This is a genomic window from Microcoleus sp. B4-D4 (genome assembly GCF_036705185.1).
In the GTDB taxonomy this organism is placed as follows: domain Bacteria; phylum Cyanobacteriota; class Cyanobacteriia; order Cyanobacteriales; family Microcoleaceae; genus Microcoleus.
In genome coordinates, this window is sequence record NZ_JAUBTX010000006.1 from 80,612 (window position 1) to 106,277 (window position 25,666).

Consider the following 25,666-nt stretch of genomic DNA (forward strand, 5'->3'; position numbering starts at 1 on the left):
CAGTTGCGAGCTTTTAACAATCTAAATGCCAAACACAACTACAATAATTTCCAGCCTGCTGATATTTATCCCAGTTTCCATCGCTGGACACTTTCTCGGCTGGGAATCCTCCACAATCTTCATTACATCAGCCCTAGCCATCATCCCCCTAGCCGCCTGGATGGGCACGGCTACCGAAGAAATCGCCGTCGTGCTCGGCGCAAACTTGGGGGGTTTGCTCAACGCTACCTTCGGAAATGCCACAGAATTGATCATCGGCATCGTCGCCCTCAACGCCGGATTAATAGATGTTGTCAAAGCCAGCATCACCGGTTCAATCATCAGCAACCTGCTTCTAGTGATGGGATTTGCAATGCTGCTAGGCGGCTTGCGCTACAAAGAACAAGAATTTCAGCCGACAGTCGCCCGGTTGAACGCTTCAGCGATGAACTTAGCCGTGATTGCCATTTTGGTGCCGACTGCTGTTGATGTCACCTCTGTCGGCATCCCAGAGGCAACTATGCAGAACCTCTCTAGCGCTGTGGCTGTAGTCCTGATTCTCGTCTACGTGCTGACGCTGCTGTTTTCGATGAAAACCCACAGTTATTTGTACGATGCTGGGGTAGCAGAAGTCGAAATTCAAGAATTAGCCGAAAGTAATTTAGCGCCAGACAGTCCCGACCACAAGGTCAATCTGCCGCTGTGGATTGGGGTGCTGTTGACCTGTACTGTCATGGTAGCGATCGAGTCAGAATTGCTGGTGGGTACCCTAGAAGAAGCTACCGCCACTTTGGGGCTGACATCACTGTTTACCGGGGTGATTTTAGTGCCGATTATTGGCAATGCGGCCGAACACACGACGGCGGTGACGGTGGCGATGAAAAATAAAATGGATTTGTCGGTTTCTGTGGCCGTGGGTTCGAGTTTGCAAATTGCTTTGTTTGTTGCGCCGGTGTTGGTTTTGGCAGGTTTTATCCTGGGAAAACCGATGGACTTGAACTTCAACCCGTTTGAGCTGGTAGCGGTTACGGTGTCGGTGCTGATCGCCAATTCTATCAGTTCTGATGGGAAGTCTAACTGGCTCGAAGGTACTTTGCTTTTGGCAGCTTATGCGGTTTTGGCGCTGGCGTTCTACTTCCATCCGGTAATCGAGGGACTTGTTTAACAGGCTTTCTCGTGCTGAAGGAAGAAGCAAGATGCAAGAAGGAAGATGGTGGATTTTCAAACTCTCCCCCACTCTCCCACTCAAAAGCCTCTCCGTTTTCCAGTATTTTTTTGACGACTTGTCAGCGTCCTCTTCGAGGGAGTATATAATCTCTCGAAGAGGACGCTGGCACTACAAATGCTTGGGCGATCGATGTTCCCCGGACGCTCTGCTTGCAGGACTTCTTTTTTTTGAAAGTGGTCGTGGCGATCGTACAATTGAAATATAGCTGGCGTAAGTTCTAGAAAAAGATTGGATTCGCACTCGCGATCGAGACTTTAACTTTAATCCGTCTGCTTGGCTCGATCGACCCTTCTGGACTTCAATCAGCAAGTGCTGATGAGTGTTGTACTAGGTGTGCTACGATCGTCACAATCTGAAGATTGAGTATAAGTAGACCAGGTAAAAATTTAACTAGGTTGTTGAGCGTGCAGTCACACCTAACGGTGTTGCCCTCTGGGAAAGCTGGCACTCGCAAAAAAACCGAACTAGATAAAAACGACTAATCGAATACGGTAGGGCATACCGGAATTGACGCTTGAGGAGAAAACACCTCTACCCAAGGCTGGAGCAATCCAGTCGCCAGTAAGTGAGTTCGCCCAAGCAAGAATCTCAGTCACAACACAGTGCTGAGAATGCCCGAGTAAAACTTGATAGAGCAACCTCAATCAGGGTTATGTGGCTTCGTGAGTTATTGCCTCAATCCCAAATGCCCGAATCCCTCCGATCCAGCCAACTCTGGTAAACCCGCGTGCATTCACTGCGGGTCTGAACTTTTGTTGCAAGGTCGATATCGCCTAGTCGCGCCTCTCGGAAGCGGCGGCTTTGGCAGAACCTTTGAAGTAGACGACAACGGCACCCGAAAAGTGATCAAAGTCCTACTCAAAGAACATCCCAAAGCTGTAGAACTGTTTAAGCAAGAAGCCGACGTATTGGTCAGGCTGAGACATCCAGGTATTCCAAAAGTCGATCGCGACGGTTATTTTACATTTTCGCCAGCTCACAGCACAGAGTCTTTTCACTGTCTGGTGATGGAGAAAATTGCTGGTGCAAATTTGCAAGACTGGTTGAAACATCGGGGCCGCCCGATCAGCGAACAACAAGCTCTCAACTGGCTCAAACAACTGTCGGAAATTTTAGACCAAGTTCACCGACTCAACTATTTTCATCGAGATATCAAGCCGCACAACATTATGTGCAAGCCCAACGGGCAGTTAGTGCTGATTGATTTTGGGACTGCTAGGGAAGTGTCGGCGACTTATTTCGCTAAGGTGGGTCAGGGGGCAAATGTGACTGGCATCGTTTCGCCTGGCTACACACCGCCGGAACAAACTAATGGCAAAGCTGTTCCGCAGTCGGATTTTTTTGCATTGGGGCGCACTTTTGTTTATTTGCTGACAGGGAAGCCGCCGACTGCGTTTCCCGAAAACCCGCGCACGGGCAGATTAATGTGGCGCAAGGGAGCTCCTCAAGTTTCTGATCCCTTGGCTAATGTGATCGACTACCTGATGGCACCTTTTCCTGGAAATCGACCTCAAAGTCCCCAGATGGTTTTGCAGTGCTTGGAGGAAATTAATCTAGACGCGGCAGAAACTCAGTTACCAACTCAGTTACCGACGACGGGGCAAACTAAAATTCGCGCAAGTTCCGTGGGATCTGGGGCGACGAAGCAGAGTTTGATGAAGCGCCTCAGACCTCTGAATTCGGGCTTGAACAAGGCCGATAAAAATGTTTTTGATTGGAAAAAGAAGTTGCTCTCAGGCGCTGCTGTCTTGATGCTGGGTATTGGTGCGTCTCAAATTTACGGTTCGATGCGTTACGGGTTGTTTCCGGCAAACCCGGTGTGGCTGCTTTCTAGTTTGCCTAGCAGTAGGTTTTTGGAAAGAAGTTTAGATAATGTCGGGAGTGTAAATGCGATCGCCCTGTCGCCAGATGGTAAAACTTTAGTCAGCGCCAGCTTTGGGACAATTAGGATGTGGAACGTGAAGACGGGACTGCTCGTGCGGACTCTGAATGGGGTGCATTCTAAAAAATCGGTCAAGTCGCTGGCGGTGAGCCCGGATGGCTCGATTTTTGCCAGCGGTGGCGACGACAAGAATCTGATTTTGTGGGATTTGAAGACTGGGCGGCGGATTCGGACAATTGCCGCTCACCAAGCCGCCGTCAACGCCATCGCTTTTAGCAGTGACAGTAAAACTCTGGCTACCGGCAGCGATGACAAAACTGTGCGTTTGTGGAATGCCAAAACCGGCAGCAGGTTGCGGACTTTGGGCGGCCACGCTGGAGGAGTAAATGCGATCGCTTTGAGCCGAGACGGTAAAACTCTCGCCAGCGGCAGCGAGGACAAGACTGTGCGTTTGTGGAATCTCGACACCGGAGAAGTCAGAAGAATTATCACCGGTCACGGGGGCGCGGTTAATGCTGTAGATTTTAGCCCCAACGGGCAACTTGTGGCTAGTGCGAGCAACGACAATACAATCCGTTTGTCAAACGTGCGAGACGGAAAGCGTACCCGCACTTTTAAAGGGCATTCGAGTTGGGTGAGGGCGATCGCTTTTAGCCCGGACAGTCGCACTTTGATTAGCGCGGGCGGAGAGATTATAGTTTGGGATTTGAAGACGGGAAAAGAAAGAGCCACTCTTTCGGGTCACAGTCAGTTTGTGAATTCTATTGCTATTACCAAAGATAGTAAGACTGTGGTAAGTGGCAGTCCCGATCACACTATTAAGATTTGGCGAATGCCTTAGTCAAACCACTGTAAACTTGAGATTCTAGATGAACAAATTGAATCATTGCTAATGACTAATTTTGTATGATACAGCTCTTGCTGGCAGTACCAACAATTGCATCAACCCGCACCCGCCCGTACTTACTAATAGCCAATTCCCAATTACCAATTTCCAAATAATCAACAGGTTGTGCAACTGGATTTGCTATTATCCCAAAATTCCCCGCCCATTTTTGGCAAATTCATCTACAGTTTGCTGGGATAATTCGTGAACTGCCATTGCTTCCAACACGTCAAAAGGCAATGTCAAATGATGCGCGCCGGCTAATAAAGTCTTGACTGCTTCTTCCGGCGATTTAATGCTAGCTGCTAAAATCTCTGTATTTGTTCTCTCTAAAACATTTGCCATATCCCGCACTAAGGCAAAACCGTCTCCGAGGAATCTGGTGGCGCGATTCACATAGGCGATCGCATATTTGGCCCCCGCTTCGGCCGCCACAACGGCTTGGGCGGCACTGTAAATAGCTGTCACCGCACAAGGAATTTCCCCCGACAAATAAGCTACTGCTTGGAAGCCCGCCGCTGTTGCTGGAATTTTCAAAACTGTTTGCCGCCCGATCGACTCAAAAGCAGCCTTTCCTTCTGCTACCATGCCATCAAAATCAGATGCCGTTAGCTGATAGTACACTTCTCCAGAAGTCAGTTGTGCCAGTTGTTTTAGTGTCTCATCAGCAGCTAGCTCGCTTTTTGCCAAAAGTGTGGGATTAGTAGTAATTCCCGCTATCCATCCGAACTCGATCGCCCGTGCGGCAGTTGCTATAATTGCAGTATCAACATAAATTGCCATCGGCTCTACACCTTTAGTTTCTTAATATTTTCCAGACGCTTGCTTTCAGCTTGAGATAAATTTGAGCAAAATTCATTAGACAAGCTTTAACAATATCAGAATCTCGGAAATCTTACTCTTAAGTAAATATAACAATTCAGTGATGTGCATCACAAGCAGTAGCGTGCGAGCCGAGAATGCGTAATATCGTGTCTGCAGTCACGACTACAATTAAATTGGTTTTGTAGTGACCAGATGAGTCCCCAGAAAATTCACAAAACTAAAATCCTCACTACCAACGCGCTGCAGCTTATTTTCCCGGACATAATACAAGCTGGGAATTTAACAATATTTATATCAAAGAACCTGGTTTTTGAGGGAAAGTGCATAAGTTTTGATGAAGATAACTTATAAATGAGCTCAAAGCTTAGAAGTTTGTTGGTAATTGTGATTGTTGGGTACAGAAAAATTTAATTGCCGAATCCCGGATACACATAAGTTACATTTGTAGTAGGGGTTATGTATGCGATCGCTCCAGGAGGTGACTCAGAAATGACCGAACAAAAAAATCAGCAGCGACAAGTCAGCCTTGAGACATTTGCGGAACAAGTCCCGTTAGAAGAACCAGCAGTAGTCGCTGAAGAATCCTCGATAAATCTGAATTCGGAAACTCTGTCTCAATTGGTTGAAAATAACGCCGAAGACCGTATGAAGGCTCTGGGCCGTTTGATGATGGTGAGCCTAACTTGGTCGCTGGCAGGACTTTCCAAACCCAAGTAAGCTGTGAGTTGGATTGATAATTTTGCTTCAATTAAAACTTACGGCTTCTTTTTAAACAAATTAGTTCGATCGTTCGGACTAAATTCCTCTATCTAAGGACTTAACTCTTCAACTTATCGCCCATATTTTTTATTTTATTCCTTCAAACGGCCCCAAAAAAGTCGGTTTGGGACGGGAAACGCGCACTTCCCAAAGCGCTTTGAGGACTGCCAAAAATTCGCGAAAACTGTAACGGATCATGCTAGATTGGCGAAATTTCCCCCAATCGGGGGTTCCCAAGCCGATCGCCTGTACGCCCAACTGGCGACAGGTATAAACAGCGCGGGCTATGTGAAAGTTTTGAGTCACTAAAACAGCCTGGGTGATGCCAAAAATCTCTTTCGCCCGATAGCAGCTTTCGTAGGTGCTCAAACCAGCATAATCGAGAGTGATATTATTTAGCGGTACGCCCTGTGCTTGGGCGTACTCCTGCATTGCTTTGACTTCGTTGTAATCTGGGCTGCTGTTGTCTCCTGTCATCAAAATTTGGCGCACTCGCCCAGTTTTGTACAAATCGACCGCCGCTTGCACTCGATCGGCTAACATTGGAGTCGGAGTGCCATCTTCCCAAATTCCAGCACCAAAAACAATGGCGATAGGTTCTGCTGGAACCTTAGCTATATCGCTGTGACGGTAGTTGCTGGTAACAAGTTTGACGTAGTAGTTGAGCGCTAGAGATGTGAGCGCACAGGCTAGTATTAAGAGCGGTAAGGCTAAGCGCAGTTGCAATAGAAACGATTTAAGTAGCATAAATTTAAGCTTATTTGAGGGAACTTTTTCGGGAGCATCTCCGGGTTGACAAAAAGCATTTTTTTTACAGTGCGAGCGGAGACGATCGCAATTATTATTATACAACTCGCTCTTCGGGGACAGCAATCAAGCAAAAAATAATTTATCCAATGCAGGAGATGCGTCCTTAAACTAACTGTCTCATCGCTTTATGGTTGAAAAAAAATATTGACGATATTCCCAAGTTATGCGGCAAATACAGCTTTAACAATCGCAGCCAAATAATCGGGCGTTGCTGAGTTAGAGTATGAACGGCTAAATATACAAATCCCACAACTAACTATTGTGTACAAAAAATCAGAATTTTTGTACGGTTACTTTTGAACTCGTGTTCGGTCGATTGACGGGTTTAAATCAGGTTCGTAGTGCGGACTAAATTCCGCACTACGAACAAATGGTTTTTGTGATTAAAGAATGAAAATTTAATAACTTAATTGACCGGATGCGATCTCATATTCCGATCGAGCAAACCGATATTTTTACTATTCATAGTTTAACTCAACAACGCCAATAATCGATATCTTCAAAGCGATTAAAATTGTGCAAGATGCTAGTTCTATTATTTTGGTTGTTATTCATATTGCGTCAGACAAATCTGGGTAATTTGGCTGAATATATTTCATGATCGTTTCCGGTTCCATTGAAATTATATTGTTAGATCTGCCAGAGTGGGAACGATGATAGCTAATAATTTATATACTACCGAATTTGATATGATATCAATCTTTCTGTTTGCCAATTCTACTGATTCCTATCAACTCAATCCAGCAATAATATTCACGCTCATAGCCAAAATAGCAGTGTTAAAAAAAAACGACAACACGCTGTGAAAAAGCACGAGATACCTCATGGAACGAGAGGTTGTCTGCACGTCTGCAACCTGACAAGTCATCCCGATCCCAAAGGAGAAATATAAAAAATCTTTGTAGTCTGGTTCCTCGTCGCCGGGAAAATCCAAACCCTTCGCCTGCGAATGGCTGCTGTGCTGCTTGCTGCTGTTTCCGTAGTAGCTGCGGGCATAGTGCATGGTGAAAATAGTGTGCACCTGCATCCAAGAGCCAACAATTGTCAGCACAGAAAGCCCCAAGTGCAAAAATAGCAAATCGGGGGGCAAGCCTTTGGTATCGCGCAGCAGGAAGACGATCGCCAACAAGCTAGCACAAGCGGCTGCGACGATCGTACTTAAGATAGTCAAGCGACCTGCATCCAACTGCTGAGCGTGGTGGCGCATCAGTTCTGGAGTGCCTTGCAGCATCAGCATCCAAGTCAAAATTAGGAAACTGACAGCGCCTGCGTTCCAAATGCACAGCATCCGAGTCAGGAGGAAATAGTCAGGCGGCAGGACAACAGTAACTGCTATAGCGAACAGAACAGACACCAAAAGGCGATGCCGGACGCTCCAAAGCCAGTGCATTTTAGATAAGCGAAGGTTTTTCACTACGATTCAATATGAAGTTAGGCACAATCTAGATTAAAAAATGCCAATTACTGCTATCTTGCCAGGAACTCCCCAAAAAAAGGTAAGAATGGATAACGCGCAGCACAGACAGGATGTTTCATGCCTTTTGATAGATCGATCGATCTCAACATTTTCGGTACAGTGGGACAAAATATAAATTGTGGTTTGACACTATGGCATCCTCTCAACCCCTCACAGGCCTTGAATTAATCGACTGCGCCAAAGCAAACGCCCAACAAGGAATCGTCACAGCCGCGCAGCTTTGCGGCTACGAAGCCGACCTCAACAGCTTCCAGCGGGAATTGAAACAGGCTTGCCAAAACATCGGCGTTGAAGTTAAGGAATTGAGCGATTTAATTACGGATCAGCAGATGATGAAACAAGGCAGGGGCATTGAAATCGCTCCCGATACTCCTTCAGAACTATAGGTTTAATCTGCACCGCACCAGTTTTACAGATTAAGACTGGCCCGACAGTATTTTGAGCCTGCTATGTTAGTCAGGCTAGAATATTTTGCATGGAAGCTTCTGACTTTTGGCAGGAGTCCTGTTTCCTCCCGCGAAGATGGTGCTTTCTGGAGGGGGGGCTGAGATTGTTAGGAGAACTGTCGTGTCAGATCAGCAAGATCGAATTATGCGTTTGTTTATCGAGGAGGCTAAGGAGCACCTCGATACTCTAGAAAATGGTTTAGTGGATTTGAAGTCCACGATGAAAGACCCCGAAAGCGTTCAAGAGATGTTCCGAGCCGCCCATTCCGTCAAAGGAGGGGCGGCGATGCTCAGTTTGGATAGTATCAAAACAACCGCTCACCGCTTGGAAGATTGTTTTAAGGTACTCAAGGACGGGCCCGTCAAGCAGGTTGACCAAACGGCAGAATCCCTATTTTTAAAGGGAGTTGATACGCTTAAAGATTTGCTGGCGCGACTGGAAGGGCCTTTTGGCTTGAGGAATGAAGAGGGAGAAAAACTCGTTCAACAGGTGATGCCAGTTTTTGCTCAACTGGAAACTCATCTCAAAAACTTGGCTGCGGGTAAAGTTCCGGCTGCTGCTGCGGTGGCTCGCGGGGCCGGGGCCGCTCAAACAGCGGGCGGTGTGCCGGCGAATTTTGCTGCGGAAGTGATGGTTTTACTGAAAGAAATGTTGCAGGGGTTCAAACAGAAAGAATCGGCTGCTAGTCGCGAGCAGTTGGCGGCTGTGTGCGTTCGCCTGTATAAGTTGGGAGGTAAAATTGAGACTTGGCAAAATTTAGTGAAAATAGCTAGAGGGGCGATCGTTAATCCCAAAAACTCTTATAAAGTCTTAGCTCCGCTGATTATCAAAGAACTCAAGGAGGCTGGGGATTTGGTGCAAGGGGGGAAAGTTAAGACGATCGCTCCAAGTAAAAATTTGCTACTTTTGGCAGCAAGCCCAAAAACTGTAGAAGCAAGCGCCCCAGCAACCGCAGCACCACCGGCATCGAAGGAAGTAGCTCTTCCCGCCGACCCGAAGGCGGTAGTAAAGCTTTTGCTCAAAACTTTCAACAAAAAGCAACTTTCGGAAATTGCCAAGTTACTGGTTCATGCTATCAAATCCTCGAAATAGGAGTTGTTGCAGTAGAAAATAAGGTCAAAGCAATATTTTTGAAACGGAAATTTTCTGCTGCGCGCTCACAGCAGGCTCGTAGACTTGAGTTGCACAAGTATTCGATCGATCTGTTAACCGCAGATTTCTAGCGTACAAACACTGATGGACGCAGATAATTCAATAATTGAAAGCGATTGAGTGCAACTCTGGTCTAGTGCGGCAACGGTTAGTCGGTAGGGGCATTGAAGATTTACGGATTTTTGATTTTTGCCTTCTATCTTCTACTGTTGGGCAACCCTGCGTTAGAATTTAGATATTAAGATCGGCGTGCAGTATTGTACCAGAATTAAACATCGAGCAGGCTCTAGAAGGCGGTAGCTGTGAAACCAATTCGTTCATTAGAAGATGCTTTAAACCGCTGTCAGGCGGCGGGAATGCGCTTGAGCCGCCAGCGTCGATTTATTCTAGAGCTTTTGTGGGATGCAAAAGAACACCTATCGGCTCGAGAAATTTACGATCGCCTGAACCGACAAGCGCATTCGATCGGTCATACTTCTGTTTATCAAAATCTGGAAGCTCTTTCGAGAGAAGGGATTATTGAGTGCATAGAACGCTCGGAGGGACGCTTGTACGGGAATGTCAGCGACTCTCACTCTCATGTCAACTGTCTGGATACGGCTCAGATTCTCGACGTTCATGTGGAATTGCCGATCGAGTTGATCGAACAAATTCAACAGCAAACTGGTGTCAAAATTGTAGACTACCGGATAGATTTCTACGGATACCGCTCGGCAGGGGCAGAGGCGGAAGCATCGAGTGTTAGCGAGACACCAAAGGCTTTTTAACCAGAAATCCCTAGGCTGCCTGCTGTTAAAGCAATGTTGGAAATAAACCTGTCGGCAGTATAAAATGATTTCAGTATGATTGCTCTGCGCCTGACGGCGATCGATCGCCGTCGGGCGCAGAGCAATTCTGTACGTTCAACAGTTGACTGCTGAGCTGGGACAGTTACTTCGGGCGATCGCCAGGAGATTGTCTCTGAGGGAAATTAATTTTTCCTTGGATCTTACAAGGGGGAGACTTTAAACCCATTTTTTCGGGCAAAAAAGTTAAAACTTTAGTGAAACTCCCTAATTCAAAAGCAGAGTCAAATCTAAAATCTAAAATCTACTGACGGGGCTTAATACAGTTTTTTCTGCTAAACTGCCAGCGAGAGCTGTGAATAACAGTTTGATAACTGGTATGATCTACGTGCTTACAGAGCCTAAAATACTCCAAAGCCAGCAGTGGGGCGGGACACAAACCTCACTATAAAATGCCGTAAAGGGAAAGATTGCCAGTACCTTGAAGGAAGTTCTCGATCTCCTTAACAGGAGTCAGAATCCCACATCACAATCTATGGATTTGATGTGGGAGTGTCACGCATAGAGCGCATTACAGGACAAGCTGAAGTAATGGCGAGACGACAATCTGACCAATTCCACAGAGCACCGCAGTACAACCCATCACCCAAGCCGACAGCACAATTGAGTGCAGAGGCGATAGGCGATGCGAGTACCTCAGCAAGGGTGCTGCCGAGCAACGAGGGCAAAAGAACTTTTTGGCAGTGGCAGCTCATCTGGCTGAGTCTCCTAGTGGGATTTGGAGTCACCGGTGCGGCCGCATTCCTGTGGTTGCTGACTATGCCTCCACCACCAAATTGCCAACAACTGTCGCCGCTGGCGGCGGATGGAGAGCGACTTTACTGCGCTCAACAAGCGGCTAAGTCGGGAAAACTAGAACAGCTAGAATCGGCAATTGCACTGGTGCAGGCTTGGCCCAAAGAACACCCGCTATACTCGCAGGGGCAACATTTGATCGGAGAATGGTCAAAAGCCATGCTGCGTTTTGCCAGGGCAAAAATTGAGCAAGGGGATTTGAAGGGGGCTCTGGAGATTGTGGCGAAAATTCCCAAAACCAGTCCGTCTTACCCAGATGTAGAGGAAGCTGTTGCTGCTTGGGAAAAAAATTGGCAGGAGGGTCAAAAACTCTACGATACAGCCTTAACAGCTTTGAAAAGCGAGGATTTAAAGAAGGCTTGGGATTACGCTCAAGCTTTGTTCAAGCTGGAAAATATTTTCTGGAGTCAGAAGCGCTACAACGAGCTGATCCAGCAGATTTCTTTGGAAAGAAACGGCTGGCAGCGCTTGCAAGAGGCGAGAGATTTGGCGCAGGATGGGACTCCGCAAAAGTTCGCTGAGGCGATCGTCCTAGCTCGTAAAATAGACTCGCAGCTTTTTGCGCGCGCTAAAGCAGAGAAGGAAATTGAGGGTTGGAGCCGGACTTTGCTGGCAATGGCTACTAAGCGGTTGGAGGCGAAAGACTTGCCGGGGACGATGGAGGCGGCTTCTGTGGTGCCGCAAAATACGCCGCTGTTTGCGGAAGCTCAAGATTTGATGCAGTTGGGTAGGGCTAAGGCGGTGACGTGGAATCAGTCGATTTCCACACCGCTACCACAACATATTTTTAGTTTGCTCGAAGGGCAGGGCGCTGCTAGCCAAATTGCTCCGGGCCGCCCTCTGTACAAGCAGGCTCAAGTTCAAATTGAAAATTTGCAGGTGCAGTTTCAAGATTTGGTGCGGCTGCAAGTGGCGAGTACGATCGCTGGTTTGGGTCAAGTCGGGGCATTTCAGGTAGCGATCGCTGAAGCGCAAACCATCGGCCCTTCTCAGCCACGGCGGATTCACGCTCAAACTTTGGTGGCTACTTGGCGCCGGGAAATTCAGCGGATCGAAGACAAATCTTTTGTGACTCTGGCGAAGCAGTTGGCAGAGTCGGGAACGGTTGAAGGACTAAAGGGCGGCATGGCTCAGGTACGTTTGGTGGCTCTCAACCGCCCCCGGAGAATAGAGGCGCAAACTCTCTTGGCTCAGTGGACGAAACGCATTGAAGTGATTGAAGATCAGCCTTTTTTGGATGAATCTATCGCCCTGGCGAAGGAAGGAAAACTGAGCGCGGCTATTGATAAAGCTTCGGAAATTAAGAGCGGTAGGACTCTGTACGCCAAAGCTCAGGATAATATCTATCAGTGGGTGAGCGAACTGCAAATTGCTAGAGACAGACCGATTCTGGATCGAGCTGCTGAATTGGCGTCTCAAGGTAGTCTGTCGGCGGCGATCGATATGGCTTCGCAAATCGGTTACGGTAGAGCGCTGCATTCAGAGGCGGCAGGGGCGATCGGGCGCTGGAGTGCCGAACTCAGAGCCAACACTGCACCACCGCCTGAACCCGCTCGCGAGTACGCACCAGCACCGCGACAGGAGGAGTACGCGCCAGCTCCGCGACAGGAAGAGTACGCGCCAGCTCCGCGACAGGAGGAGTACGCGCCAGCTCCTGAACCTGAACCTTACTATCCGCCCGCCAGACAAGAGGCCCCGGCTCCGGCTCCTGAACCTTACTATCCTCCGGCGAGAGAGCCTGAACCTTACTATCCTCCGGCGAGGGAGCCTGAACCTTACTATCCTCCGGCGAGGGAGCCTGAACCTTACTATCCGCCCGCCAGACAAGAGGCTCCGGCTCCGGCTCCGGCTCCAGCTCCAGAGCCAGCTCCGGCTCCAGCTCCGGCTCCGCCGTCGATTCCTGAATCGGCTGGGCCTCCTGATGCTAATTTGCTCCCCGAGTAATTGGGTTTTCTGGCGATCGACCTCTAACATCTAAAATCGAGTGAGTAATTTGCAACTGCTGTCGATCGATAACGACCCCATTTTCCGGCTGGGATTGCGAGTCGCCTGCGAACAATCTCCAGACTTGGAGGTTGTCGCAGAGGTTTCGACTGTCTCGGAGGCCCTGCAGGTTTTAGAAGCTCGCTCCCTCGACTCTGGAGCGGCCGAGAAGCCCCCAGATTTGGCAATTTTGGGTGTTGAAACCTTAAATTTGCGATCGGGTCAAGATTCGGCGCTGGCAGCTTGTGGCGAACTCAAAAGTTTGTACCCTAACCTGCCGCTCTTGCTGCTAGGCGAACCGCTGACACCGGAGTTGTTGGCGGTCGTACAAGCTGCGGGCGCGAATGGCTATTGTCCTAAAGGTAGAGATATTTCCGTGACAATGGAAGCTATTCGCGCGGTGGGTTCGGGCAGCACTTATTGGCCGGCGGATGCGACGGCTAACTCGACAATACAGCTAAATTCAGCCGTAGTTTCAGCAATAGAAAACTCAGCAGCAATTGCTGCTGAGGAAAATTTAGATGATCGGATAGTCGATCGCCCTTTACGCCAAAACATCCTGACTGATGCTTTTGTGTCTGGATTGCGGGAAATAGACTCAGCTTTGGCGCTTGTCAAAGCTGATTTAGAAGAGGTGAAAGCGGCAGATGCGACGGATTTGCCCTCTATTTTAGACCGGGTTATAGTCAGCGGACACCGCCGAGAATTGCTGGCTGCTCGCTGGATTGTCAGTCAGTTATTATTGGAAGCAAGAGGGCGATCGGGTTCCGCTCAAGGTAAAAAGAAGCAAGAGGGCGATCGGGCTTCGCTCAATGTAAAAAGAAGAGAGAAGGCAGAAGGAAAAGCAGAGAATTTGTTGAATAATTCTCAGTTGCAAGTCGCGAAATCTCAAGTGGCGGCGGAATCTTTGGTGGTGGCAAATGATTGGCAAGGGAGTTTGTTTGACTCGGCGGCTGCTAAATTACAGTTTGATTTGGTGAATTTGACTGGCGTGCCTTTGGAAATCGATATTTTGCGATCGGCTCAAAAGCGCGAATTGATGAGTTCCATCCTGCGGAAGTTAGAGGATTTGCTAGAGGAATTGCGCTTTTCGCAAGTGCAGCCAACTCAATTGTCAGAAAAAATGCCTGCTATTTTGCGGGATTTGTGGGAAGCAACAATCATAGATTTTTTTGGCAAATATTATACGCTACAAACAGAAGAAAATCTGCTTTTAGACAACAGTCAAACAAGCTTGAAACTGTCAGAAAATCCAGCGATAACCGCTGCTAATTTATTAAACGGCAGTAGCGTAGAAATGGTGCCGGTGCTGTTGGCAGAAGAAACAGCCGTGGCGGCAGAAATTCTTGACAAAATACCGATGACTGTTGATTTTTTTGCCCATTTATTATTTGAAATTCCTCTGACAGTTGGCAATCTTTCTTGTGTTGCTGGCAGCCCGCAAGCAATGCAGCGAGCGGAAGCTTTGTTAGAAAATTTGGCAATTCAAATTGCTAGCGGAGTAGTGCAGCCCCTACTGAATAATTTTGCAAATATTGAGGAAATTAAGCAAAATTTTTATGATGGAAAGTTGATTTCGACGCGGGAAATTGAGCGGTTTCGGAATAATTTATCCTGGAGATATCGCTGGGACAACTATTTTGTAGAACCAAAAGCCATTTTTGAAAGCAGATTTTGGCTGTTTGTTTTGGGGGATGCGGGAATTAAGAGAATTTCTATTTATGCTCCGAGAAATCGGGAGTTGGCCCAGCTTTCTGGGTTGCAGTTGGTGTTGACTTTGCTGCTGGAAGCTAGGGATGCGATCGCGCCTAGGGTTCGCGCGGTGATTTCGCTGTTGGGTGCTGCTGTTGTTTATGTTTTGACGCAGGTGATAGGGCGGGGAATTGGTTTGATCGGGCGGGGAATTATTCAGGGAATTGGTAATTCTTTGCAGGATGGCAAGTTTGGGAAAAATGGGTAATTAGTTAGTTGGCAGTTGGCAGTTGGCAGTAGTCATTAGTCATTAGTCATTAGTCATTAGTCAGTTGGTAGGGGCAGTGGATGGTGCGTGCCCGCCCTCTTAGTAGTCAGTAGTCAGTAGTCAGCAGTCAGCAGTCATTAGTCATTAGTCAGCTAAAATATTTATAGCTGGTGGTATGATAACTAAACGGTATACAGTTGACTATCAAGCAATTGGTTACTGGACTCCCGGATTTATCTGTGGGATTAATCTAAAACTTAATGTTATAAGGTTGACTTTTTATGAGTATTATGATATCGATTGATGCCGATCGCATAAACAGTTTAGATTTGTCTCCGGTGCGGAGTGCGATCGAAAATTGGCTGGCATCCGGGGCGATCGCCGAAAACGAACAACAGGTACAATTTGAAATTGAGTATCCGCGCGAAGAATTAGATCCGCGAGAAATATCCGAAATTCCAGAAGTGCGGCTGTGGTTTATCCGCTTGGATGCTTGTTATCCTTGGCTGCCATTTTTGCTAGATTGGAAAGGTGGAGAATTGGCCCGCTACGCGGCGATGTTGGTGCCGCATCAGTTCCACCGCACCCAAGGCATTCAGTACAATCCTGAAGCTTTAGAAATGTTTTTGATGAGCAAAATTTTTGTGTTGACTGATTGGTTGAACCAGCAGGGAATTCCCAGCAAATCGAAGTTGATGGCGATGTCCCAAATGTTTGGTTATGATTTGGAGGATGCTTTTTTTGATGTGATCGTGCCGCACAAATAGGCGATCGCGCCTCTAATTAACATACTCCTAATTAGGTAGGCTACTCTATACCTTAAGACTAAGAACAAAGGTATAAACCCGGTTTCTTCCTTTTTGGGGCGGGCTTTCCAGTCCGCCTCCGCAGCTATAAGTTCTATCCGCAACAGGTTAATTAAGCTTAACAGCAACCGTACTCAGACTTTAATACAATCCTTAAACCACCGCGCCTCAAAAAATTGTTGCTGGACTTCACACTTTCCTCAGAATTGAGAGTTAGTTTAAATAGACAACGATCGCCCGATTCAATCGATCGAGGAAATGTCCCATGAAAACAGATTACCTCATCGTCGGCAGTGGTTTATCAGCACTGGTTTTCGGAGCTTTGATGGCAAACTCCGGCAAAACCGTACACATCCTTGAAGCTCACGAACACCCCGGAGGCTTTGGCCACACCTTTACAATGGCCAAAAAATACACCTTTAATGCCCAATTCCACTACGTTTGGGACTGCGGCGAAGGACATACAGTGAATCGAGTCCTCAAAAAACTCAATCTCGATCGCGATGTCACCTTTGAACGGTACGATCCGAATGGCTTCGACCACATGAGAATGCCTGGGTACGCACTAGATATTCCCTCGGAATCAGAAGAACTGATCCGCAGATTGTCGGCCCTGTTTCCCGAAGCAAGCGAGAGAATTCGCAAATTCGTCAACGAAGTCGAAAACACCGGCGAAGGACTCAGAAAACTCGCTCCTCCCGTCAAACCAATTGAATTAATCAAAAATTTCAGTGACGTATTCTGTGCCGTCCAACACCTCAACAGCACGCTTCAAGACGTGTTCGACAAATTCCAACTCCCGCAAGCAGCCCAAACCCTATTAGCTTTGCAATGGCCGGACTTTTTGCTGCCTCCGAACCAGCTTTCTTTCTATGCTTGGATTGCTTTGTTTCGAGGCTATCAAGAAGGTGCGTTTTACCCAACGCAACATTTTGAAGATGTCATCAATTCTTTAGTTAAAGTCATTGAATCCAACGGCGGGAAAGTTTCTCTAAACTACGAAGTCACAAATTTTAGGGTGAAAGATAGAACGGTAACGGGAGTTGAAGCGATGGATTTAACCACGCATCAAACCCATGAATTCACTGGCGACACGGTGATTTGCAACCTCGATCCCAAACGAGCGGCCAAGATGATTGGAGAGGAACTATTCTCGAAAACAGTGCGGCGGAAACTCGACTACGAGTATTCTGCATCTAATTACATGGTCTACTGTGTTGTCAAAGATATCGACCTGCGAGACTATGGATTTGGCAAATGGAATACGTTTCATTCGGAACATTTGAATCTGAATGAAGCTTTTGCTCAAATGTACGATAATAATGATTTTTCTAGTCCGAGTTTTGCAATTACCACACCCACTTTACTCACCGAAGCGGGGGGGGATTGTCCTGAAGATTGTCAAATTGTGGAATTTCTGACTGTTGCGAATTACAGCTATTTTAAACAACTTTGGGATACCGATCGCAAAGCTTACAGACAGAAAAAACAAGAGATTCTGGACTCGATTTTAGACGTAGTTGAAAAACACTATGTTCCAGATTTTCGCAAACACATGGTATTTCACATTACCGGAAGTCCTACAACTAACGAGCGCTTCTGTTGGTGTCCTAACGGCAATTCCTACGGTTCTAGGCTGACACCGAAAAACATGGGAATCGATCGGCTAAATCACGAAACATCCCTCAACAATTTCTATTTCTGCAACGCCTCATCGGGCTATCCAGGCTTTGCGCCGACATTTTGGACGGGGGCGCTGCTTTATCAACGTTTATCCGGCGATGCGATTTTAGGCTAAGGAAAATTAGCAATTGGTTATTTTCCTGTTTCTCTCGTTTTTTGGCTCTGCCAAGGAATGAATTTCACTCTTGCTCTGCCTCTTCTTAAAAATCTCTCGTTTCTGCTCTCATTATCTCGTTTTTTGGCTTTGCCAAGGAATGAATTTTATCTCGTTCCTTGCCTCTGCCAAGGAATGAATTATCTCTTGATCTCGTTCCTTGGCTCTGCCAAGGAATGAATTTCTGGAGGCTCTGCCTCCTCTTAAAAATGACGAGGCACAGCAAGAGTGAAATGCGTTCCCAGGTATAACCTGGAAACGAGAATTTCTTCCATCTTCCATCTTCCATCTTCCTGATGAAGTTGTACGGAAAGCAGTTGCCAGTTGTCAGTTGTCAGTTGTCAGTTGTTAGCAATAACAAACAACATGTAACAAATGACTAATAATGACTAATGACTAATGACTAATGACTAATGACTAATGACTGATGACTAATGACTAATGACTAATGACTAATGACTGATGACTAATGACTAATGACTTCTAGGAGCGAACTATGAAAATTGCAATTGTTGGGGGCGGAGCTAGCGGTATGGCCACAGCTTACTGGCTCGATAAACAGGGACATCACGTCACTGTTTTGGAAAAGCAACCGATTTTAGGCGGACACATACGCACGCTCAATAAAAATGTTTTGCCAAATCAATCTGAATGCAATGAAATATTAGAAAATGGGGTTCTGGAATTTCCCACAGTGTTTTACAATTTTGCGGCTTTAATGCAGGAATTAGGCGTTGAATTAGAACCAGTGCAGATTGGATCAGCGCTGTTTTTTAAAGATGGCGGTCACTTTTTGTCTGCTGTTTCAATCAAAAAGAATTTCACGGGAATTCAACGTCTGATCGAATATTTGCGGCTGGATGCTCTTTATGCTCGTTCGGCTGGATTTATTTTAAAAATGCGGTTTGCTAAACAGCACGATTTCTACGATGTGCCGCTTTCTCAGAGTTTGAAAAGTTCGTGCATCCGCAACGATTGGCTGAAGTTGTTGACGATGTACAGCTACTCGATACCGTTTGAATTGCTCGACGATTTCCCGGCAGAGTTGGCGATTCCCATGCTGCGGGAATATGCGTTGGTTAACTGGGTAAGGATTAAAGGCGGCGTGTATTCTTACATTGAAAAGATTCTGGAGCGCTTTCAGGGCGATATACTGCTAAATGTGGAGATTGCCAAGATTTTTAGAAGTGCTGATGCTGTAAAATTTGTGCTTTCTGATGGGGAGATTCAGGAGTTTGATAAGGTGGTTTTTGCGATGCCGCCAGACCAAGTAATGAGGCTGTTGGCTGACCCGACTGAGGCGGAAACGAAGCGGTTTGCGGCGTGGCAACCCAATTATGCCACGACTGTGCTGCATTCCGATACTTCGATGTACGATCGCTACGGCATCCGCAAGTTATCAGAATTTGATTTTTTCGAGACGGACAAAGGATGGGGCTACAATGCGAGCTTGAATCAGCTTTGCGGCATTTCGTCACCGCGAGAGTACAGTTTAGCATTTCGACTGGAACAGTCGATCGACCAAAACCAGATTATTCACATTCAAAAACATCATACACCCATGTATAATGTCGAGTCTTTTCGATACCGAGACGAAGTTATCGAGACTAACGGCGAGAACCACACTTATCATGCGGGAGCTTATTTGGGAGATGGTTTGCACGAAGGAGCGATTACCTCTGCTTTGCGAGTCGCAAAATTAATCGGGTGAGTTCCATAGACTTGAGTTGCACTCTGCATCGCAGACAAAATTGAATTATCTGCGTCCATCAGTGTTTATCCGCTGGAAATCTGCGGTTAACATATCGAATATTTATGCAACACAAGTCGAATCAATGCCAGAGTAACTTTTCCCAAATGCTTAGGCTGCGACACAACTCGTTGCAGTTAAGCAGACATCAAGGCTCACAGATGCGCCCATTGTCGAGCCAGCTAACAAAGTACCCTCAAAGTTAGCTCCCAAGAATGTTGCGCCGCTCAAGTCTGCCTCGCTCAAGTCTGCATAACACAGCCTAGCCCAATCGAGGTTTGCCTGCACCAAAGAAACTCCCACCAAGTTCGCTCTGGTTAAATCTGCTCCCTTCAACTGAACGCCCCGCAACTGAGCCCCGCTGAGATTTGCTGCTAACAAATTGGAGCCTTCCAAGTTGACCCCGTTGAGTTTGGCTTCGCTGAGATTGACACCATTGAGGTCTATCCTGCTGAGGTCGATGCCGTTCATGTAAGCTTTCCTGAGATAGATACCTGTGAGTTGAGCGCCAAAAAGCTTTGCACCGCTGAGTTTTACCTCTGGACAGTGCGCCCAGTTGAGGTTTGCTCCCGTGAGGTTTGCTCCCCGCAGGTTGACGAATTGCAAGTCTGCCGTACACAGATTGGCGTTCCAGAGAATGGCGTTCCGCAGGTTGCTACCTATGAGTTGAGCTCCGGTCAACTTAGCCCTGGGGAGTTTTGCTTTGACGAGGAAAGCTCCGCTGAGATTGGCTTTCGTGAGCTCTGCGTCGGCTAGTCTGGCTTGGCCCATTTTGGCAAAACTCAGATTTGCCCTGCAAAGGTTTGCGCCGTTGAGTGCTGCTTTGGTCAGATGCGCCCGACTCAGGTTAGCTCCCGCAAGGTTAGCCCTCGAAAGGTTTATTCCGTCCAAGATAGCTCCACTGAGATTGGCCCCGCTCAGCTCGGCACCTACAAAGTCTCTTTTGCCATTTTCGTAGTCTTTGAGTAGCTCAGTGACTTCCATAGCGGTTAGATTCCTAATAGCGAAAATTTCTCTAAAAATTCTTAGCTCTTAATAAATATTTTATATCTAATGAAGCGGAGGCGATCGCACTTTCGATAAAGCTACAAACTAACTTGATATTTCTCAAGATACTCGGTTTTTTTTGCAACGCTGCGGACAGTTTTGGACAGTCAACCCTAGAAGAGGGGTTTGAGGGGAGCGGTACGAAGGCAGCGCTGGCCGAGGCAGGTTATAGGCTGTCGGGTAAATAAAGGGTTTGAGGCTGCGACATCAAAACTGTTCGGTTAAAAGTAATTTCCGACATTTTACCGATGATATCTGTAGATGCTCTTTGTGCAAAATCGGGTCGGTCATCTACCAAAAATTATCAAAAATCAACCGCAAGCAATCTTGTGTCTGCTAAAAATATGCAATGAAATAAGAAATAAGTTTGTAGTTGGGACTAAATTTCTCTGAAAATGCTGTGGACTAAAGTCCTAACTACAAACCTATTTTATTCAGGGTAATTTAGCGGATACACTCTCAAATCAGTTTGAGGCAACCGGTTTTAAGGGCAGTTAGACAGATGTTTCAATCTATGTTATGCTGAGTCAAAAGAGAGGAATCATTATGTCAAAAGAAAAAAAAAGCAACAAAGAAGTCAAAAAGCCCAAGAAACAGCCTGACGCTGCGGCTAAGCCGAAGGATGACAAAAAAAAGTCATGGTAGCAGTGACGGCAGCAAGTAGAGATAGCAGCCGATTTCGGGATGGCTATTAATGCTGTGCAATGGTCATTACTACAATTTCCAACATCGAAATATCCCTTTTTGGGATAATCCGAAAATCTGTTTCTTATGTCATGTCGCTCGAAGAAGCTTAATAATCAGATTCGTATGTAGTGAAGAATTTAGTCTTCTGGTTATCAGGACTAAATTCCTCACTACAAACCTTGTTTATTATTGGTAATTGAGCGAACACGATATTTTATTTAGGGTATGTGTAGTTCAGTTTTTAGCTATCAATATCAAATATTCCCTTGCCGTATTTAACACAGTCTATTAATTTACCAATAAAAAAATATCTCGATCGCCCAAACAGCTCAAAATCCGCTCATAGAGATATCTCAGTCACCGCAATATTACCCTCAAAACACACGTCAACATCAGTCCCCGCCGCCCGATCGCGCGAGCCATATTCTCCGGCATAATAAAAGTATTCTCCCTCCACCCGGTAAACCACAGGCAGCGGCTGCGTCGAAGGCTGGCAAAACACTATTTCCGGTTCCGCACTTCCCGGCGCTAAATGCGGCAAATTCACATTCCAAAAACACCCCGACTTTGGTTCCCGGTTCAGCAAATGGGCCAACACCCGCGATGTCCACCGAGTAGCGACATCCCAATCTATTTCGAGCGGCCTTTTAATCCGGTGGGAAATTGCGATTCCCGGAATACCGTGCATGGCTGCTTCCCGCACAGCCGCAACCGTACCCGAAATGTACACGTCAACGCCCAAATTGCCACCTGCGTTAATACCCGAAAGCACCAAATCCGGCTTCGCACAAAGGTGATGAAGAGCAATACGCACGCAATCGGCAGGTGTTCCCCCTACAGCATATTCCACGGACGATCGCCGATCGACATGAATCGGACTGTGAGCCGTCACCTGATGCCCGCAGCCCGACAATTGCCCCTGCGGAGCCACCATAATTGTTTTGCCTTCTACAGCCTGCAAAAGTGCCTGAATCCCCGGAGCGTCTATTCCGTCGTCGTTGGTTAAAATTATCATTGAAAATTTGTCTGTTAGTAACGTTATTGTGTCACTGGCGGGCGAGTCGAGGCAATCTCAAATTGTAGGGTGTCGCGGGGATTCTGTCGATTTTAGATTTTAGATTTACTCCACAGATGAATCTTGGAGATTGAACAACAGCCTAAATTTTGGGTTCTCCACGCCGTACTTTAGTGGCTCAAACCCGCTATCTGCGCCCGGGAAGAGTTACTAATTCCATATTTACTTTCGCGTACATCAGGCGATCGACCAACACATTTCTCAATATCTGTATAATATATTACTTACTGTTAGTAAAATTACGTAGTCAGCGGTTGTGACAACCGATGATACCGAAAGTTGCAATAACGGATAGTTAGGCGTGGAATCCCTCAGCAGCAGTCATCCTAGCCTTGGCGATACAACCAAGTTTACGAAAGGTTTATTCTTAAACCTCGCAAAATATTGTTTTGGTAAAGGTATCAAAAATGTATAGACAAAGACCTTTACATGATAGATGATGTAAACAGAAACCAGGATAAATCAATAAAGTCAATCCCCAAAGGATATAAAAAAGGTATTACTCTTATGAAAACCAACTTCGCCCAACCACTAACCGCCTGTATAGCTACTGCTGGTTTAGTTGTTGCTTCTTCCTTACTAACTGCAACGCAAGCCCAAGCATTCAGTTTATCCGTGGCTCCTGAGTACGGTACGACCAACGGCATTGGCACCGGTGCTACTGCAACATTGGACTTCAACTTTGTCCAAAGTGGAGCCGACTTGCTCCTGAATTTGGGCATCACCAATACCACTGGCACTAAGACTACAGCCGGTGGCGCAACCAACTCTTCTCTCGTTGGGGTGGCATTTGACGTATTGAGCGGCGTTAATGCATCGGTTAAATCTACCGCAGGCAGCACTTTTACAGCGTTTTGGCAAAACGTTGAAATTAAAGGTTTGCAAAAAGACGGTTTCGACTATGGCATTAGCACTCCGCGCAAAGAGTTTAATGGTGGCAACGCTAATGGAGGCTTATATAAAAATCAGTCTACTTTGGTTAGCTTTTTGCTAACTGGCAGCAGTCTGAGTGCGTCTCAGGCAGAAAATGCTTTCTTGACGGGATTTCAGAATGGTACGCTCAAGGCAGGAGTTCGCTTCCAACAGGTAGATGGGTCTAATGTTGGTACCAGTGACAAAGTTATGGCCGGAGTTTCGGCTGATGCTGAGCCAGTACCCGAACCAACTACTATCGCAGGTATGGTGATGGGGTTGGGAAGTTTAGTCGCAGCCCGCCGCAAGCAGGCAAAAAAAGCTCTTGCTTAAATTTTCTCAGGGGTGCAGGCCATCCATCGGCAGAAAAGAAAAGCTCGTCCCATTTCTAGTGAATTCAGGTTAACTTCTAGTATCAACTCATAAGAGCCAGCGCAGCTATAGTGCTTCTGGCTCTTATTTTTGCTCTACATTTTGTCATTAAGTAGAACAAAAAATTTGCGATGCCAGAATTTCCACAAAAATTGACCTAACATCCCAAATTCCCCAAAAAATATCAACCAACTTGTGGTAAAGTTTTGTGTCGATCGCCCGATCGAATTATCAGCACAAGTTCAGTTAAACGCGATCGCAGCTATGTTTTTACCAATTCTACCCTTAGCTCAAGCAATTGCCGCACCTCCCACCCAACAGCAACTGATTATCCAGCCAGAAGTCCCCCTACCGGAAAACGAACGAGATGTGCAGCCGCCCCCGCCAAGCAGCAGCCCGCTGAATACTGTGACAGTGCCCCAGCAAGTGCGCGTTTTGCCGGGAAAACTCGACAACATTCCCGTTTTCAACAGCAACAGCCCGGAAGTCGTGCAAACCGAAGGCATTTTGCTCTCCACATTTCCCCAAGAAGGTAAACAAGTACCTTCTGCACACTTAAACTTTCCCTTCAAAAATCGATTTGATATCTTCGCCCACCACATCGCCAAAGCTAAAAATCGCAACGAAACTCGCACCTTATTTCAAGGAATAATTGTCTACAATCCCAACTCGGAACCTGTTACTTTAAAAGTCTTGCAAGGAGCTACCTATTTAACTCAGCCGGATGCGTTGTTTGTCGATTTGCCCTCGTATTTAGAAAATCGATTCGGCACCGTGTTTGCGGGGCCTGGAAGCCGGATTACCAGCGATGTGCTGCGGGGGTACAGACAAGCCATTTTGCCCGCTGCGATCGAAATTCCGGCCATGCAGAGCCGAATGCTGATGAATTTGCCGATACCTGTGGGGAATATTAGGCCTGCTTCCAACGGGCGATCGACTTTGATGCGAATGTCGAGCAGCAATTCGGTTTATGTTGCTAGTTTAGCAATGTTTGCTCCTCCAACTAAAAATGGACTCGAACAATCTCCGACTTTAGAACAGTGGGAAAATATTTTAAACACCAAAGGTTTAGCGGGGCCCAGAGATTTAGCACCAACTCCGACAGACGAAAATCCGGTGCAAAAAATTTACGGCCGCGTGGCGGGAGTAGCTGAAGGTTCGGAGTGGAAAGCTAAAATTACTGATAATTCTAGAACCGATTATTTAACTGTTCCCAAGCGCGGTGAGTCATTTTCCTATGCTCTGAGCACTACGGATACGGGTACTTTTGGCACCGGCCAAGTTCAAAGCGCTAAAATGTTAGCTCGCTATCCCGATACTGCTTATTTTGCTCACGGCAATTACGGGATTCAATACAACTTAGCTTTTCCGCTTTACAACAAATCTCGCGAGTCTCAATCGGTGAGCATTAGAATGCAAACACCGATTAAAGCAAATACAAAATCGGGTGGATTGATGTTTTACGATCCGCCGGAAAATCGGATATTTTTCCGAGGTACGGTGCGGGTGATATTTAATGACGATACGGGCAAGACTTTGACGCGCTACATTCACATTGTGCAGCGCCGGGGACAGCAGGGGGAACCTTTGGTGAATGTGAATATGAAGCCGGGGGAACGCCGTTTGGTTCAGGTGGATTTTTTGTATCCGCCGGATGCGACGCCGCCGCAAGTCTTGACAGTGCGATCGAGTAATTAGTTTATAGTCAGTAGTCAAAGGTTTGTAGTGAGGACTTTAGTCCGCATCAAGAAAAACTAAAATGTAGTCCATTGGGCTTTTTTTACCTGCTCACGCACTTGCCCATGTAGCACTCTCATCAGCTCTTCTATCACTCCCTTTCGCCACTGCAAGTAAAGCCAATATACGGCCCTTGTAAGGGGGCCAATCCTTGGGTAGGTCTTACCAATTGCAGCCATTTTTTAGTTGATAGAAGATTCCGTCTAAGATTTCTCTTTTTGTCCAGTTACATGGTTTAGTTAGCTTCTTCCTGGGCAATATCTCATGTAGTATGGGTTCAATTATTTCCCATTCTGAATCCGTCAGACTGCTACAATAAGGCATGGCTGCTGCTGCTGGATAATGCTTTTGCGGTCACGTACAACAGCATAAAAGATGTCAAACGGGTTTTATAGAGGCTCAAAACGTTTGCACC

Annotated in this window: 19 protein-coding genes; 13 read left to right on the forward strand and 6 right to left on the reverse strand. The window is 46.7% G+C overall.

The window, feature by feature from the left end:
• The first annotated feature begins 25 nt into the window (after positions 1–25).
• The gene (gene cax / locus QUB13_RS07520) at positions 26–1,144 is read left to right on the forward strand and encodes a calcium/proton exchanger (RefSeq protein WP_333379901.1); all 1,119 of its coding nucleotides are present in this window, start codon (positions 26–28) and stop codon (positions 1,142–1,144) included.
• A gap of 725 nt (positions 1,145–1,869) precedes the next feature.
• The gene (locus QUB13_RS07525) at positions 1,870–3,930 is read left to right on the forward strand and encodes a protein kinase domain-containing protein (RefSeq protein ID WP_442922143.1); all 2,061 of its coding nucleotides are present in this window, start codon (positions 1,870–1,872) and stop codon (positions 3,928–3,930) included.
• 189 nt (positions 3,931–4,119) lie between these two features.
• Here the strand turns inward: QUB13_RS07525 and QUB13_RS07530 are convergent, their stop codons facing one another.
• Positions 4,120–4,758, reverse strand: coding sequence for a transaldolase family protein (locus tag QUB13_RS07530; protein WP_333379903.1), 639 nt, complete (start codon positions 4,756–4,758; stop codon positions 4,120–4,122).
• 531 nt (positions 4,759–5,289) lie between these two features.
• Here QUB13_RS07530 and QUB13_RS07535 point away from each other — a divergent pair.
• Positions 5,290–5,517, forward strand: coding sequence for a hypothetical protein (locus tag QUB13_RS07535; protein WP_333093452.1), 228 nt, complete (start codon positions 5,290–5,292; stop codon positions 5,515–5,517).
• Positions 5,518–5,646: 129 nt separating this feature from the next.
• On the opposite strand, the gene QUB13_RS07540 is transcribed toward QUB13_RS07535, so the two are convergent.
• Both QUB13_RS07540 and QUB13_RS07545 read right to left on the reverse strand, forming a co-directional pair.
• A complete protein-coding gene (locus QUB13_RS07540; RefSeq protein WP_333379904.1) occupies positions 5,647–6,306 on the reverse strand; it encodes a SanA/YdcF family protein in 660 nt (219 codons plus the stop codon).
• 793 nt (positions 6,307–7,099) lie between these two features.
• Positions 7,100–7,783 carry a DUF1345 domain-containing protein gene (locus tag QUB13_RS07545; protein WP_333379905.1) on the reverse strand — a complete coding sequence of 228 codons (684 nt, stop codon included), beginning with the start codon at positions 7,781–7,783 and terminating at the stop codon, positions 7,100–7,102.
• Positions 7,784–7,977: 194 nt separating this feature from the next.
• On the opposite strand from QUB13_RS07545, the gene QUB13_RS07550 reads away from it, so the two are divergent.
• From QUB13_RS07550 to QUB13_RS07585, 8 genes are all read left to right on the forward strand, one after another.
• Positions 7,978–8,232 (forward strand): hypothetical protein, encoded by a 255-nt coding sequence (locus tag QUB13_RS07550; protein WP_333093449.1) that lies wholly within the window; start codon positions 7,978–7,980, stop codon positions 8,230–8,232.
• Between the two features lie 181 nt (positions 8,233–8,413).
• A complete protein-coding gene (locus QUB13_RS07555) occupies positions 8,414–9,385 on the forward strand; it encodes an Hpt domain-containing protein (protein ID WP_333117753.1) in 972 nt (323 codons plus the stop codon).
• A 362-nt stretch (positions 9,386–9,747) separates the two neighbouring features.
• A complete protein-coding gene (locus tag QUB13_RS07560) occupies positions 9,748–10,212 on the forward strand; it encodes a Fur family transcriptional regulator (protein WP_194067121.1) in 465 nt (154 codons plus the stop codon).
• Positions 10,213–10,782: 570 nt separating this feature from the next.
• Entirely contained in the window at positions 10,783–13,029 is a 2,247-nt protein-coding gene (locus QUB13_RS07565) for a hypothetical protein (RefSeq protein WP_333379906.1), read from the forward strand.
• Positions 13,030–13,069: 40 nt separating this feature from the next.
• Positions 13,070–15,028, forward strand: a complete 1,959-nt coding sequence (locus QUB13_RS07570) for a DUF3685 domain-containing protein (protein ID WP_333379907.1) — start codon at positions 13,070–13,072, stop codon at positions 15,026–15,028.
• A gap of 281 nt (positions 15,029–15,309) precedes the next feature.
• A complete protein-coding gene (locus QUB13_RS07575) occupies positions 15,310–15,795 on the forward strand; it encodes a CRR6 family NdhI maturation factor (protein ID WP_333379908.1) in 486 nt (161 codons plus the stop codon).
• A 304-nt stretch (positions 15,796–16,099) separates the two neighbouring features.
• Positions 16,100–17,632: a phytoene desaturase family protein gene (locus tag QUB13_RS07580; RefSeq protein ID WP_333379909.1), complete on the forward strand. Its 1,533-nt coding sequence runs from the start codon at positions 16,100–16,102 to the stop codon at positions 17,630–17,632.
• A gap of 535 nt (positions 17,633–18,167) precedes the next feature.
• Positions 18,168–19,382 carry an FAD-dependent oxidoreductase gene (locus QUB13_RS07585; protein WP_333379910.1) on the forward strand — a complete coding sequence of 405 codons (1,215 nt, stop codon included), beginning with the start codon at positions 18,168–18,170 and terminating at the stop codon, positions 19,380–19,382.
• Positions 19,383–19,532: 150 nt separating this feature from the next.
• On the opposite strand, the gene QUB13_RS07590 is transcribed toward QUB13_RS07585, so the two are convergent.
• Positions 19,533–20,405, reverse strand: coding sequence for a pentapeptide repeat-containing protein (locus QUB13_RS07590; RefSeq protein WP_333379911.1), 873 nt, complete (start codon positions 20,403–20,405; stop codon positions 19,533–19,535).
• Positions 20,406–21,495: 1,090 nt separating this feature from the next.
• The gene (surE, locus tag QUB13_RS07595) at positions 21,496–22,170 is read right to left on the reverse strand and encodes a 5'/3'-nucleotidase SurE (RefSeq protein WP_333166413.1); all 675 of its coding nucleotides are present in this window, start codon (positions 22,168–22,170) and stop codon (positions 21,496–21,498) included.
• A gap of 567 nt (positions 22,171–22,737) precedes the next feature.
• Between surE and QUB13_RS07600 the strand changes: the two genes are divergently transcribed.
• Both QUB13_RS07600 and QUB13_RS07605 read left to right on the forward strand, forming a co-directional pair.
• Positions 22,738–23,475 (forward strand): PEP-CTERM sorting domain-containing protein, encoded by a 738-nt coding sequence (locus QUB13_RS07600; protein WP_333379912.1) that lies wholly within the window; start codon positions 22,738–22,740, stop codon positions 23,473–23,475.
• A gap of 303 nt (positions 23,476–23,778) precedes the next feature.
• Positions 23,779–25,212: a DUF3370 domain-containing protein gene (locus QUB13_RS07605; protein ID WP_442922144.1), complete on the forward strand. Its 1,434-nt coding sequence runs from the start codon at positions 23,779–23,781 to the stop codon at positions 25,210–25,212.
• A 201-nt stretch (positions 25,213–25,413) separates the two neighbouring features.
• Here QUB13_RS07605 and QUB13_RS30400 read toward each other — a convergent pair whose 3' ends face one another.
• Positions 25,414–25,575, reverse strand: coding sequence for a transposase (locus QUB13_RS30400; RefSeq protein ID WP_194067976.1), 162 nt, complete (start codon positions 25,573–25,575; stop codon positions 25,414–25,416).
• Positions 25,576–25,666: the final 91 nt, after the last annotated feature.